At 61.2% G+C, this 13,377-nt stretch carries 11 protein-coding genes and 1 pseudogene; 7 read left to right on the top strand and 5 right to left on the bottom strand.

Annotation, left to right across the window (positions count from 1 at the left end; translation table 11 throughout):
- Positions 1–379: 379 nt before the first annotated feature.
- The 3 genes and pseudogenes from WP12_RS25900 to WP12_RS15205 all read right to left on the bottom strand — a co-directional run.
- Positions 380–604: pseudogene (locus WP12_RS25900) on the bottom strand (PAS domain-containing protein); the annotation flags it as partial.
- A gap of 94 nt (positions 605–698) precedes the next feature.
- Positions 699–2,150: a response regulator gene (locus tag WP12_RS23505; RefSeq protein WP_052730421.1), complete on the bottom strand. Its 1,452-nt coding sequence runs from the start codon at positions 2,148–2,150 to the stop codon at positions 699–701.
- 347 nt (positions 2,151–2,497) lie between these two features.
- Complete coding sequence (locus WP12_RS15205) at positions 2,498–2,776, bottom strand: hypothetical protein (RefSeq protein WP_046194520.1); 279 nt, start codon at positions 2,774–2,776, stop codon at positions 2,498–2,500.
- Between the two features lie 470 nt (positions 2,777–3,246).
- Here WP12_RS15205 and WP12_RS15200 point away from each other — a divergent pair, with 470 nt between their 5' ends.
- The gene (locus tag WP12_RS15200; protein ID WP_046194519.1) at positions 3,247–3,522 is read left to right on the top strand and encodes an HU family DNA-binding protein; all 276 of its coding nucleotides are present in this window, start codon (positions 3,247–3,249) and stop codon (positions 3,520–3,522) included.
- 176 nt (positions 3,523–3,698) lie between these two features.
- Here the strand turns inward: WP12_RS15200 and WP12_RS15195 are convergent, their stop codons facing one another.
- Together WP12_RS15195 and WP12_RS15190 are read right to left on the bottom strand one after the other, a co-directional pair.
- Entirely contained in the window at positions 3,699–4,106 is a 408-nt protein-coding gene (locus tag WP12_RS15195; protein ID WP_052730420.1) for a MarR family winged helix-turn-helix transcriptional regulator, read from the bottom strand.
- Positions 4,107–4,321: 215 nt separating this feature from the next.
- Entirely contained in the window at positions 4,322–6,901 is a 2,580-nt protein-coding gene (locus WP12_RS15190; protein ID WP_152664020.1) for a TonB-dependent receptor, read from the bottom strand.
- Here WP12_RS15190 and WP12_RS15185 point away from each other — a divergent pair.
- The 6 genes from WP12_RS15185 to WP12_RS15160 are packed head-to-tail and all read left to right on the top strand — an operon-like array spanning position 6,834 to position 13,375.
- A complete protein-coding gene (locus WP12_RS15185) occupies positions 6,834–7,946 on the top strand; it encodes an acyl-CoA dehydrogenase family protein (RefSeq protein ID WP_052730418.1) in 1,113 nt (370 codons plus the stop codon). The genes WP12_RS15190 and WP12_RS15185 overlap by 68 nt on opposite strands.
- On the top strand, positions 7,946–8,869 hold the full coding sequence (locus WP12_RS23500; RefSeq protein WP_052730417.1) for an acyl-CoA dehydrogenase family protein: 924 nt from the start codon (positions 7,946–7,948) through the stop codon (positions 8,867–8,869). The genes WP12_RS15185 and WP12_RS23500 overlap by 1 nt, the downstream gene beginning before the upstream one ends.
- The gene (locus WP12_RS15175) at positions 8,866–9,591 is read left to right on the top strand and encodes an enoyl-CoA hydratase/isomerase family protein (protein ID WP_046194517.1); all 726 of its coding nucleotides are present in this window, start codon (positions 8,866–8,868) and stop codon (positions 9,589–9,591) included. The genes WP12_RS23500 and WP12_RS15175 overlap by 4 nt, the downstream gene beginning before the upstream one ends.
- Positions 9,591–11,162: a class I adenylate-forming enzyme family protein gene (locus WP12_RS15170; protein ID WP_084691172.1), complete on the top strand. Its 1,572-nt coding sequence runs from the start codon at positions 9,591–9,593 to the stop codon at positions 11,160–11,162. Before WP12_RS15175 ends, WP12_RS15170 begins: the two co-directional genes overlap by 1 nt.
- Positions 11,163–11,210: 48 nt before the next feature.
- Complete coding sequence (locus WP12_RS15165) at positions 11,211–12,131, top strand: SDR family oxidoreductase (protein ID WP_046194516.1); 921 nt, start codon at positions 11,211–11,213, stop codon at positions 12,129–12,131.
- Positions 12,128–13,375: an acyl-CoA dehydrogenase family protein gene (locus WP12_RS15160; protein ID WP_046194515.1), complete on the top strand. Its 1,248-nt coding sequence runs from the start codon at positions 12,128–12,130 to the stop codon at positions 13,373–13,375. Before WP12_RS15165 ends, WP12_RS15160 begins: the two co-directional genes overlap by 4 nt.
- The last annotated feature ends 2 nt before the right edge of the window (positions 13,376–13,377 follow it).

Below are 13,377 nucleotides of genomic sequence, written 5' to 3'. Positions count from 1 at the left end.
CCATCGCGTCGCCGCACAGATAGGCCGCTTCCTCGAACATACTGCGCAGGCTCTCGATGCGGCGTTCGAAGCTCGAACCCTGGGTATGATCGCGTAAGCGCCTGACGACTTCTCCGGCATGAAACGCACTGCGGTCTATGCCCTCGATCGCGCGTATCACGGCCCCGAGGTCATGACCCTCAGGTTTTTCGAAAGACCGTCGCAGCCCTCCTGCGAAATTTCCGATCGCGGTAAGCGGCTGGCTCAGCTCATGCGCAAGTGTCGCAGCGAGCGGTCCAAGAGCTCTCGTGCGTGACAGGTCTGCCATTTCGGCGCGTACGCGCTCAAGCTCCAAGCCAGCCTCCTTTGTCTCCGTGATGTCGAGATTGAGGCCAACGAAGTGTGCGGGGCCAGCGGCGTTCGCGGCGACCAAACGTCCCAAGCCCAGCACCCACTGGCAGCGGCCATCCGCGGCGATGGTGCGGTACTGCACCTGATACACACTACCCGTCGTGATTGCGCTGTCCATTGCGCGGTGGACGGCAGCCAGATCATCAGGGTGAACCCGCGCTTCCCACTGCGCTTCGGACAGTTCGCCGTTGTTGTCCGCAGGAAGGCCGTGCATGGCGATACTGCGGCTATCCATCCGGACGCGGCGCGACCGAAGATCAAGATCCCAAATCCCAGCGCCGGCATTGGCCTGCGCGAGCGCGAGCCGTTCAAAGGCTTCGAGGGCACGGGCCTCCGCGAGCTTGCGATCGGTGATGTCGCACGCGGTGCCGACCATCCGCGTCGGCATGCCCGATCCCGGATCGTGAGCGATGATGCGGCCTTGGTCGAAATTCCAGCACCAGCTTCCGTCGTGCCGGCGAAGACGATATTCGCACGAAGGACTCGCTGCGTCCCTTCAGATGCTCATCGATCTGCTCCTGGAAGCGCGGTAGATCTTCGGGATGCACCAATTCGCGCACCGCATCGAAGCGCCCGGGGACGTCAGTCGGTAGGTAGCCGAGGCGCTTGAGAAAGCGCTCCGACATCTTCACCTCCCCGGTGGTGATATTCCAGTCCCATGCGCCATGCCCCGAGGCATCGAGCGCCAGATGTAGCGCTTCCTCACTGAGCTTGAGTGCAGCGTGGGTTCGGCGTTCCCTGGTGATGTCCCGAAAGAAGACCTGGAGTCCGCTGTGGACCGGACGCACATTGACGTCGAACCAGCACTCGATATCGGGCTCGAAGAATTTGAAGCGAGCTGACTGGCGGTCTGCCGCGGCTCTTTGCATCTGCTCCCAGGCTCGTGTGCCGACGGCGAGCGGAAACGTCTCCCAGATCATGGCGCCGAGCAATGACCGGCCGCGCGCGATCGTCGCTACCGCATTCGAATTGAGATAAACGAAACGCCAGGCTCGATCGAGCAGGAAGACGCATTCGGTCGTGCCCTCGAGGATGTCGAGCACCGCTGGTGGCATGGGTTCGGAAATATTTTGCTTCGGCACAGCCAGTCGCATCACTCGCGGTGGGAAGGGCCGCGCCTGGGGGGTATCGCCCTGGAGTGGCGTGAGCTGCGCATCGACTGCGAGGCGGAGCGCCTGTGCCAACGTACTGAGCTGCAGATCGTCCATCATGCTGGCGCGGTGCATCTCGACGGTGCGCGGGCTCAGGTCGAGATAACGAGCGATCTCCTTATTGGTCATACCGGCGAGCAATCCCTGCAGGATCTGCCGCTCGCGTGGAGAAAGCCGGGCAAGCATGGCGACCGCAGTTGCATGACCATCGATCCGGCCGCGGTGCTTCGCACCCGAATCGAGCGCGCGCTCGATCGCGGCGATCAGGTCGCGCTCGGGGCAGGGCTTTTCGAGGAAATCCTCGGCGCCCAGCTTGATCGCCCGCACGGCAGCACCGAGGTCGCCAAAGCCGCTCATCATGATCACGGGTGCGGGCACGCCACGCGCGGCAAGCTCGGCCAATATTTCCAGCCCGCTGCGATCCTGCCGGCCCAGATCAAGCAGGATGCAACCCTGCGCCAACGAGGCGCTGTCGAGCAAGTCGGCACCGCTGGCATAGCTTTGCGGGGAGTAGCCGTGGCTCGCCAGGAGATAGCTGGTGGCGGCTCGGACCTGGGCATCTTCGTCGACGATATGGACGACGGGCAACGGGATGTTTTCGAGAGGCATGATCGACTGCCGCCGAGATAAGGTCGATGGGCTGCGAATACGAGTCTGCTAGCTACCGTAGTATACCGGTATCGGCGCTGGATAGTGACTATTCAAAATAGACCAGGACGCTGAGCTGACGCCCAATTGCCCATAGTTGAAGGCAGCGAAGCCTATCGCGTGGCTGCTGGCCGCGAATGAGCAGGCTACGACCGCCCTCCGCTAACGCCGCGCCGCCGTGAGCGCCTGGACCGTGACCGACCATAACACCGCATCTCGCGGCCTGTGTTTCCATTTCTAGCTGCGAAACGACGGCGACCTCAGCTACAACAACAGGCATTACCGTCGATCACCATGCGCAGGAGCGGTCACAGCCGGCACATGCTGAGGTGTTTATCCGGAAATCCGACACGAGTTAGCCGGCCTTCAATTCGGTTCGGCGAGATGGCCTCGGCGACGAGGCCAAGCCTGTAAACAGCTTCCGATGTTCCCCAAAGGCAGGCGATGCTCAGATCGTCCCGGTGACGCGTTATTTCTAGCCAGCCCGTTAATTCCGTCCTGTCTGCCTGGGCAACACCAACATAGACGAAATTGCTGTCGCCGCCGATCAGAAGGCCGCCTTGAACATGCACGACGCCGCCGCGCATATCCCTGTGCAAGCAGCCGAATCTGCCGAATCGCAATGTCCAAATGCCATCAAAATCGAGAACTGGGCGGCCACTTGCAGATTGGAGAGATCGATATTCCATCCCGCTCAAGTCGACGGAAATCGGCCCATGCTCCATTACGTAAAGTTGGCTATGTGGTTGTTACTGTATCTTTTTTGGTTCGGACGGGTAACGACCCGAGGATCACGGATAAAAATATCGATTGGGAAGTCGCGGATCATCATTGGATGAGCTTCCGGCAGGTTGCCGCGTAACGCTCGACCTGGCCAATATCCGACTTTGGTCAGAATCGGTTCTCCGCAGAAACTTGACGCGTCACGTTTTCTCGATGGTCATCACGGCCAAGGAGAAAGATCATGGGATATTCAAAATACGATCCGGCTATGCAAGCTCGCCCAGCGTGGAAAGCCTGCTGTCAAACGCCTAGACCAAATGCAAATGAGATCACCATGAATGCAACCGATCTGGTGACCAAGATCGCTGCCGACAGCGGCCTGACCAAGACCGAAGCCAAAGCTGTGATCGAAGGTATCTTCGACGCGATCGCAGAAGCTGCCGCCGCGGGTGATGAGATCTCGCTGCCAGGCTTCGGGAAATTCAAGGTCAAAGCCAGCGCCGCGCGAGAGGGCCGCAATCCTTCGACCGGTGCGACGATCCAGATCGCGGCGTCGAAGAAGCTCGGCTTCACGCCGGCCAAGGCGTTGAAGGATCGCCTGAACGGTTGATCTCCTCGGCCGTTCGGTACACCGTTCGGCGGCCCGCTTGGGTTAATGGTTCGGAAGCTGAAAGTTAACGCGATCGGGATAAAATGCGGGCAAGGCGCTTAATATAGCGCGGACGTCGCCGATTACGACGCTTTCGGCCAAGGGGAGGCCGGCCCACAAAGCTGTTCGCTGTCCGTTTAGCGCGCCTCTGTGCGACGCTTCGCAAGCGTTTCAACGAGTTGCCCTGCAATTTCCGCCAGCGCCTCACGCTGCTCAGGTTTCAACTCCTGGAAAATGCTGGCGATCTCGTCGACTCGCGGCTCCAGCTCGGTATCCGCGATCCGCCATCCCTCCCCGGTCAATTCGATCAGCGTAGCGCGTCGGTCAGTCGGATGAGGCCGCCGGGCAACAATGCCCTCGGCTTCAAGCGAGTCGATGATCTGGGTCATGTTGCGCGAACTGATCCCGGTCTGCTGCGCCAGTTCGCGCTGGATCCGCGGCCCTCGGCAATGAACCTCTTCCAGAACGCGAAGCCGGGGATAGGTCCGCCCATCGACGGCGCCATCGTCCATCCAGCGAAGATAGCGCAATGCAAGTTCGCGCATGGTAATTGCCAATTTGCGCGATTGTTGCAGCGATCCCGTGGATCCGGCATCCTGCTCAGTTGGTGGGCGCGAAGATTTGGCGGACGGCATGCATTATGGCCTATCGTTGAAGGCTGGCTTTGCCAAGGGTCACGTCACAATCGATCCCGTCGCTTGCCGGAGCAGGAGGCGAAACGGCTTCCTTTCGCCTCCTGTCCCCAACCATGGCCGACCCGTCAATATCGGAAGCCGACCGTCAATCCATAGCTCGCCGGCTTGCCCGTGAGGCGGCTGATCGTATCGGTCCCCCGGAACACATTCGTCCAATAATATTGGTTGAAAATATTTCTCGCCCATAGGCCTGCCCGCCAGCCATGATCAGCGCTCTCGATCCCGGCACGCAGATCCACCAGCGGATATCCTTCGATATTGAATTGCGGCAGGTTGCCGACATAGGCGGTGGTGTCCGATCGCACCGACAGCGCCGCTCCGCCGGTCAGCGTCAAGTCGTCCGTAACCGGCATACGGTAATCGAGATCCACGTTGACGGCATGTTTCGGCGCGAACGGGAATTCAAAACCTTTAAAGTTGGTCGATCGGCTGAACGGGTCAAATCCGATATATCGATCAATCTTGCTGTCATTATACGCATAATTTGCGGTGAAGGTCAGCCGCGAGCTCGGTCTGGCGACAATTTCAATATCCGCGCCCTTCACATGCGATTTCGGAATGTTGACCAGGGCCTGGAGCGAACCGAAAACCGGATCGCTGATGCGACCGCGAACCTGCTTGTTCGTGTAATCATAATAATAGCCAGCGGCATTGAACTGCAGTCGGCGGTCCAGCGCCGAGAGCTTGATGCCCGCTTCATAGGCCTGCAGCTTTTCCTGGACGACCGGCGCATATTGCCGGGCCGTGCTGGCCGAAACCGTGGGAAAGTTGCCTGATTTATAGCCCCTGCTAATCGATGCGTAGAGCAGCATTCCCGAGGTGGCCTGCCACTGCAATGCGCCACGCCAGGAGAGGTTGTTTTCCTTCAGCGTCGCGATCGCCGGTGCTGGCGCAAATCGGGCGTCCAGCAGGACGCATTCTGCATTCTGAAATGTCGAAAGCGGGATGAGAGGCAGGCCGAGTCCCGGCCGAAAGAAATTGCTGATCGCCGAGAAGGCGCGCGCGGCGCCGCCATCGCCCACGTCGAAATTACAGCCCCGCGAATCGCGGTTGGTCGATGTGTAACGCCCCCCCGTCGTCAGCGTCAGCGTCGGAAGCAACTTCCAGTCTGCGCTCGCAAATGCCGCGACGGTCTTGATCTTCTGCCGGGTATAATTGCCAAGTTGCGGCATCGCGACGCCGAAGATGCTCTGCGCGTTGGACGCGGTGGGGTCCTCCACGATCTGGCGATCGTCGGTCTTGGCAAATTCATAGTTGCCGCCGGCTATCACCGTCCCCGCATCACCGATCTTGCCGGTGACGCGCAATTCCGCATTCCACGCGGTGGCCTTGCCATCGACCACGTACATATTGTTGCGCGACGCAAGCCCGTCGCGGTCATTCACCGACTCGGTGGTCAAATCAGAATAAGAGGTCAACGCCGTCAGCGTGAACGCATCATTCAGGTCATAATCGGTTCGCAGCGATATCCCGTAAAAGCGGTCATCCCGGTAGAAATCCCGGTTGGGATCCCAATCCGCGATCCGGTTGTTCCCGGTCACGATAGGTGAATTGGTGACTTCCGCTACCATGCGAGCCGGCGTCTGTGGCGCGATGGCGATGGCTTGTGGCGCCTGCGTCTCGCCACCATTGCGCCAGCCATTCGCTACCAGAGAGAAGCGCAGCGTGGACGAGGGCTCCCAGTTCAAGATGATGCGGCCGGCCACACGATCACGTTCGCCCAGCTTGTCATTGCGGGTGATGCTGCGCTGCCAGGCGTCGGCCCGTTCGTAACGGGCGGCGATACGTCCGGACAGACCGTTTCCGAGCGGGCCGCTGACGAACCCTTCAGCCTCGATCTCGTTGAAGCGCCCGTACAGCAGGCTGGCACCATAAGATGGCCGGTCGGTGGGCTTCGCCGCGATCATGTTGACCGCGCCGCCCGTCGAGTTCTGGCCAAACAACGTGCCCTGCGGGCCCTTGAGAACCTCGACCCGCGCGATGTCGAGCAACGGCCCCGCCGTCATCGCCGGGAAAGGAAGCGGAACTTCGTCCTGATAGACGCTTACCGTCGGGCTCGCACCCAGGCTGTAATCGTTGAAGCCAACCCCGCGCAGCGTATAGACTGGGACATTCGCATCCGTGGCAGTCAACCCGAAGCCGGCAACCGATTTGGTGAGGTCCCCCACGTCGCGCGCGCCGCGCTGGGCCAGCGCCTCGCCGCTCAACGCCGTGATCGACATGCCGATCTGATTAATATTTTGTTCGCGCTTCTGGGCCGTGACCACAATTTCCGGAATTTGGCTATCATCGGCGGCGGCGTGGGCCGGGTCGATATTCTGCGCGAGGGCGCCTGTGGAATATCCTAGTGCAACAGCCAGCGCGGCCACGCTTACCGAACGGATCAATTGATCGGTCACTCCATCCTCCCCTGTCATCATCGCTTCCTGCGATTGATACCATAGTCTTAAACTAGGTCTGCTCAATCTCCTAGAGGAATTTCTCCCTAGTTTTGATAACGAGATGTGGGTAAAGATCACTATGGTAACGAGTCGGGAGGATGCCTTGGAGTTTGATTGGCCGCCTGAGGTAGATTCGTTGCGCGCAGAGGTTTCCGATTTTCTAGACCATAATCTGCCGGCCTGGTGGAATCTGAGTTCGAACACGCTGACCGCTGGCAAGGAACATTATCGCTTCTGCCGCACCTTTGGGCCGGCGCTTGCCGAACGCGGCTACCTTACGCCGCATTGGCCCAAGGCATATGGCGGCCGCGATGCGGGATCGTGGGAATTATTCGCGCTCACCGAAATATTGTTCGCGCGCGGGGAGCCGCGCGGGCAGCAATATATGGGGGTCAATTGGGTCGGGCCGGCGATCATGCGATATGGCACCAACGCCCAGAAAGACTATTTCCTCAACGGTATCGCAAACGGCCTCCTGCAATTTTGCCAGGGCTTTTCCGAACCTGATGCCGGCTCTGATCTTGCGGCTCTGTCCACCCGGGCGATCCGCGATGACGATCAATATGTCATCAATGGCCAGAAGACATGGACCAGCTATGCGCTGACCGCAGATTATTGTTTCCTGCTCGTACGGACAGACCCTCAGTCGACCGGGCGCGCGGGGCTCAGCATATTGTTGATGCCCATGGATGTCGCGGGCCTATCGATCAGGCCGATCCCGAACGTGATTGGTGTCGCGGGCGGAGAACACGGTTTCTGCGAGCTTTTCTTCGATGATGTCCGCGTGCCCGACTCCAGCCTGCTGGGAACCGAAAATGACGGCTGGAAGGTCGCGCTCGATGCACTCGCCTTCGAGCGGATCGGCCTGCCGCGTTACGCGCGAGGGCTCCGCCTCCTCAACGCACTATACGACAACGCCGATACGGTGTCGGATGATATGGCCTCAACGGTCGGCCAGGCTATGGCCGCATGCCTGGCGGCGCGCTCGCTAAATTATCGGGTGGTCGATGCTCGTGCCAAATCGGTGCCGCCAGGTCCGGAAGGCAATGTAGCGAGGCTTGCGACAGTGTGGGCCGAGCAGGACGCGGCGGATGCGCTGCTTGATTTCTCGCCCGATGCCTTCCGGATGGATTCCGTTGCTGACGAAGCGGTCCGGGCTTCGCTGCCGGCCGGTCACGCCGCCGGGTCGATCGAAGTCAATCTGGGCCTGATCGCGCATCGGCTGCTCGCATTGCCGAAAGTCCGCTGATGGATCTTGCGCTCAGCGAATTTCAGATCTCCCTGCTGGATTCGGTGGGCACCCTGCTGCAACGCAGGCGACGCCCGCTCACCGAGGCAGCGCATGATGCGCCAGCCTATGCACGCGACCTCGAAGATCGCTTGCTGGAGGGTGGCTTTCTCGACGTAGCAACCGAGGGCGGCTCCTTTCTCGACGCCGCGTTGCTCACCGAACTGGCTGCCCGCGAACTCGATGTTGCGCCAATCGCGTGGCGCACGATCCTATGGCCGATGCTCGGCATCACGGAGTGGCCGATAGCGCCGGTGAGCGTCGATTTCCCGGGCTTTGTCAGATTCGGAAATGAGGCTAGCTGCTTCCTCGTCATCGATGCCCGGCGCAATAGCGTTTCGATCGTCGATCGCCGGCTCTGCGACATTCGCGATGCCGGCGCCGGCTGGGGGTATCCCGGCGCCTATGTCGCCATCGGGACCGGGGGCCGCCCCCTGTCCGCTACGGCGGAAGACTGCCTCAGTCGCTGGCGGCTGGCGCTGGCCGCGGAGATTGTCGGCACGGCATCGGCGGCATTTGACCAGACGCTGGCCTACATCAAGGATCGCAAGCAGTTCCACAGCCCGATTGGCGCGCATCAGGCCGTGCAGCATCGCGCCGCGCGGCTCGCCGTGCAGATCGAGAGCGCCCGCTACCTGACCTATGAAGCTGCGTGGCATACGGCCGACCGGCAACTTGCCGCCGCGGCCGTCACAATGGCCGCGAAAGCGGCGCTCGCCATATTTCGCGAGGCGCATCAGATGCACGGGGCCATCGGCTACACGAAGGAATATCCGCTTCACCGCTGGACGATGCGCTTGCGCCTGCTGGCCGCGGAATTGGGGGGTGTAAACGGACATGCGCGGGCCGTCGCGCGGACCAGAACGAAGGAATCCACAGAATGAGTTCGACCGATATCGTCGCCCGCTGCGAGGACGGCGTGGGGGAGCTGATCCTTAATCGCCCAAAGCAGCGCAACGCTTTGTCGATCGGCATGCAGGCGACATTGATGGAATGGCTGGCCCGATGGGCGCAGGATGACGATGTCCGCGCGGTCGTGCTGCGCGGCGAGGCCGTCTTCTCCAGCGGGCTCGACCGCAAGGAGCTTTTCGACCCGGAAAAACGGCCGCTGGCCATCGCCAGCTCCAAGGATCTTCATCGGTGCATCGCCACCTTCCCCAAGCCGATCGTGGCGGCGATCGAGGGCTATGCCTTGGCGACTGCGTTCGATATCGCCGCCATGTGCGACATCCGCATCGCCGCCACGGGAGCGCAAATGGGAAAACCCGAAATTCGGCTCGGTGCAGCCCCGGTCGTTACACCGCTGCGATGGATCGTCGGCGACGGCTGGGCGCGAGACCTGTCGCTGACCGGACGATTGCTCAGCACGGAGGAGGCTTTTTCGATCGGCTTCGTGACCCGCGTCGTGCCGCCGCACGAACTGGCGGATGCAGCGCTCGCCACCGCCAGGGAGATAGCGGCGGCGCCGCTCGACGCCATCATCATGGCCAAGGGATTTTTTCTGGCTACCCCCGATCCGGAAAGCTGGCTCATCCCCGAACATGATGTCGTCTGCGATCGCGACGTCGCGGTCAGGCCCAAATATATCCGCGGAAAACTGATCTGATGGCCGTGTTAGGCTCTACCCAGCCGCGCACGTTGCGCGCCATGGCGGAACGCAACGCGCGATGGCATCCCGATCATCCCGCTTTTGTCTTCGGGGAGCGGAGCGTCACGCATGGCGCGTTCCTGAGCAGTTCGCACCGCATCGGCGCGGCGCTTTATCGTTCCGGCGTTCGGCCACAGGACCGGGTGGCTATTCTGTCCATGAACTCGCTCGAATTCAGCCTGAGCTATGGTGCGTGCGAGGCTTATGCCTTCATTGCCGCCACCGTGAATTTCCGCCTTGCCCCGCGCGAAATGCTGTTCGTGCTGCAGGATTGCGGCGCAGCAATATTGATCTTCGAGGATGAATTCACCCCTCAGGTCGATGCGATCCGTGGCGAGCTGGGGAATATGACCCTGGTGGCGATAGGCCATGCGCCCGAATGGGCGATGTCCTGGGATCGCTGGATCGGCGAAGCCGGCGACATGCCGCCGCCGCTTGATCCGCCCCGTCCGGACGACCTGGCCTATCTGATCTACACCAGCGGCACCACCGGTCGGCCCAAGGGGTGCATGCTCGATCACGCGGCCGAGGTCGCGACCGCGGAGAATTTTTCGTCGATCATGGGGTTGACCTCGAGCGATCGCACGCTGCTGCTCATGCCGCTCTTTCATATCGGTGCGAAGACGATCGGGCTGGGGCAGCAGTGGGTTGGCGGAACGGTGACCGTCCATCGCAAATTCGAACCCGAGCATATCCTGGCCACGATCGAAGCAGAGCGCGTGACGGCGACCCATGTCGCGCCCACGATGATACAGGCGCTGCTCGACAGCCCCGCCTGCGGGGCTCATGATGTCAGCAGCCTGCACACGGTCCTGTACACGGCGGCACCGATGCCCGTGCCGTTGCTACGACGCTCGATCGAGAAATTCGGGCCGATTTTCGCGCAGATGTACGGCCAGACCGAGGGCATCGGCACGATCCTGCCCAAGCTCGATCACATCCTGTCGGACAGCCCCGAGCGTCAACAGCGGCTCGCATCGGTGGGCCATGCATATATCGGCAGCGAAATCTCGATCCGCGATGATGAAAACCGCGCGCTGCCTCCTGGCGGGGTGGGCGAGATCTGCCTGCGGGGACCGTGCGTCATGCGCGGCTACTGGAACAACGAGCCCGCAACGCTCTCGGCCTTTGCCGGCGGCTGGCTGCATACCGGTGACATTGGCCGGATGGACACCGACGACTATGTCTATCTGGTCGATCGCAAGAAGGACATGATCGTCTCCGGCGGCGAGAATATCTATTCACGCGAGGTGGAGGAGGCGTTGAGCGCGCATGCCGCCGTGCAAACGGTGGCTGTGATCGGCGTTCCGCATGCCCATTGGGTCGAAACGGTCTGCGCGGTGGTCCAGTTGCGCGCCGGCCAGCGCGCCAGCACCGAAGAACTCGACGCGCACTGCGTGTCGCTGATCGCCGGCTACAAGCGGCCGCGTAAATATATCTTCGTCGATCAGATGCCGATCCTGCCGAGCGGCAAGATCAACAAACCGCTCTTGCGGCAGCAATTTTCCGAGCCTTTGGACGCAGCCTGACCGCGTCCACAGCTTCTGTCTGCCTTTTGCCAAACTGGGAGAATATTGATGAGCCTCAAAGGAAAGACCGTGTTAATAACCGGTGCCAGCCGCGGCATCGGCCTGTCCATCGCGCTGCGGGCAGCCGCGGATGGCGCCAACATCGTGATCCTGGCCAAAACGGCCGAACCCAATCCGAAGCTGTCGGGAACGATCTATACGGCTGCCGACGCCATCCGCGCGGCCGGCGGCAACGCCCTGCCGCTGGTCTGCGATATTCGATACGAGGAACAGGTGCATGCCGCATTCGATCGTGCCGCTCAGGAGTTTGGCGGCATCGACGTCTGCGTGAACAATGCGAGTGCGATATCGCTCACCAGCACGCTCGCGACCGACATGAAGCGGTACGACCTGATGCACGCGATCAATTCGCGCGGGACGTTTCTCTGCTCGCAGGCCGCGATTCCCCATTTGCGCAAGGCCGCCAATCCGCACATTCTAAACCTGTCTCCGCCGCTCGACATGAGCGCCAAATGGTTTGCGCCGAATGTCGCCTACACGATGGCGAAATTCGGCATGTCGATGTGCACGCTCGGCATGGCCACCGAGTTCGCCGAAGCCGGTATTGCCGTCAACTCGCTTTGGCCGCTGACCGCGATCGACACCGCGGCGGTACAAAATGTGCTTGGCGGGCCCGAGATGGTCGCGGCAAGCCGAAAGCCTGAAATCGTCGCCGACGCAGCCTATATCGTTCTCAACAAGACTGCGCGGCACTTCACGGGCCAGTTTCTGATCGACGAGGAAGTGCTGCGGGCTGAAGGCATAACCGATTTCAGCGATTATGCGCACGACCCCTCGATCACGCTGGTTGGCGATTTCTTCGTGCCTGACGAGGCATTTGCCCGTTCGCCCACCAAAGTGACGCCGTTCAACGACGCGATATATCCTCGGCCTTCAAGCGCGCCTGAGCAGGAGGGCGCGATTGCATGAGCAACGGCGCCGTCGCAAGCACGCCCCGCTATCAGGACCAGCTCTATCACGAGCTGCTGCTGCCGCCGGAAGCACAGGCGGTGCGGGCCGAAGTGCGCGCATTTGCCGACGCCCGCGTCGCGCCGCGCGCGCATGCGATCGCGCATGAACCTGAATCGGTGGAGTCCTTCCCGCGTGACGTCTTTTCGCACATGGGCGCGCAAGGCCTGTTCAGAATTCCGTTCGATACGAGTCTGGGCGGACGCGGCCTCGCCTTTCCCAGTTGCGCAACGGCGGTCACGATAGAGGAGCTGGCCTATCACAGCAGCAGCATCGCGGCGGTCTACGACGTGCACTGCATTCTCGCTGGTCATGCATTGCGCCGCGGCTCGGCCTTCATTCACGGAAAATATCTGGCCCCGCTGATCGCGGGTACCGCAATCGGAAGCTTCGCCACCACCGAACCCGACGCCAGCACCGACCTGTCGCAGCGCGCTCTGCAGACCCGTGCCGAGCGCACCGCCGACGGTTATCGTGTCACGGGCCACAAGCGCTGGATCAGCAACGCGCCGGTCGCCGATTTCGCCGTCGTCCTGTGCAATAGCGACGAAGGCATGGTGACGCTGGTGATCGAACTGAATCAGAAGGGCGTCAGGGTCGGTAAACCGGACCTGAAGCTCGGCAATCAGGGGCAGCTCACCGCCGATGTCTATCTTGATGGCGTTGAGGTGCCCGATTGCAACCGGATCGATGAACCCGGACGCGGCCTCCACGTCGCGCTGAGCACGCTCACCTTCGGGCGGATTGGCATTGCCGCGTCCGGCGTTGGCATGGCGCAGGCCGTGTTTGATGAAGCCGTCACGCATCTGAAACGGCGGAAGGCCTTTGGCCGTTCGCTTGCTCAGTTCCAGCACTGGCAATTCAAGATGGCGGATTATGCGACGCGGATCGAGGTCGCACGCACGCTATACACCAAAGCCGCCATCCGCCTCGATTCCGGCATTGCCTTTCCCGAACCCGAGGCGGCGATGGCCAAGAGCTACTGCACCGAACTTGCAGTGGATATTGCGCGCGACGGAATTCAGGTCTTCGGCGGATATGGCTTCATGCGTGAACTGTCACATGACAGCTCCACCTATAAGGTCGAGCAGATATATCGCGACGCCAAGATTTCCGAAATTTACGAAGGTACGAACGAGATTCAGCGCATGATCATCGCGCGCAGCATTTTCGGCCGTGAGATGATCGACGACCCGAAAATATGAGC

This window comes from Sphingomonas sp. SRS2 (assembly GCF_000971055.1).
Classification (GTDB): Bacteria; Pseudomonadota; Alphaproteobacteria; order Sphingomonadales; family Sphingomonadaceae; genus Rhizorhabdus.
Note: the sequence above shows the minus strand (reverse complement) of the source record. Positions and strands in the feature narration are given on the sequence as shown.

What these genes read in the sequence shown, in the direction of transcription:
- WP12_RS23505 (WP_052730421.1), bottom strand. Translation starts at nt 2,150, where the DNA reads ATGCCTCTCGAAAACATCCCGTTGCCCGTCGTCCATATCGTCGACGAA.
- WP12_RS15205 (WP_046194520.1), bottom strand. Translation starts at nt 2,776, where the DNA reads ATGCGCGGCGGCGTCGTGCATGTTCAAGGCGGCCTTCTGATCGGCGGC.
- WP12_RS15200 (WP_046194519.1), top strand. Translation starts at nt 3,247, where the DNA reads ATGAATGCAACCGATCTGGTGACCAAGATCGCTGCCGACAGCGGCCTG.
- WP12_RS15195 (WP_052730420.1), bottom strand. Translation starts at nt 4,106, where the DNA reads ATGCGCGAACTTGCATTGCGCTATCTTCGCTGGATGGACGATGGCGCC.
- WP12_RS23500 (WP_052730417.1), top strand. Translation starts at nt 7,946, where the DNA reads ATGGATCTTGCGCTCAGCGAATTTCAGATCTCCCTGCTGGATTCGGTG.
- WP12_RS15175 (WP_046194517.1), top strand. Translation starts at nt 8,866, where the DNA reads ATGAGTTCGACCGATATCGTCGCCCGCTGCGAGGACGGCGTGGGGGAG.
- WP12_RS15170 (WP_084691172.1), top strand. Translation starts at nt 9,591, where the DNA reads ATGGCCGTGTTAGGCTCTACCCAGCCGCGCACGTTGCGCGCCATGGCG.
- WP12_RS15165 (WP_046194516.1), top strand. Translation starts at nt 11,211, where the DNA reads ATGAGCCTCAAAGGAAAGACCGTGTTAATAACCGGTGCCAGCCGCGGC.
- WP12_RS15160 (WP_046194515.1), top strand. Translation starts at nt 12,128, where the DNA reads ATGAGCAACGGCGCCGTCGCAAGCACGCCCCGCTATCAGGACCAGCTC.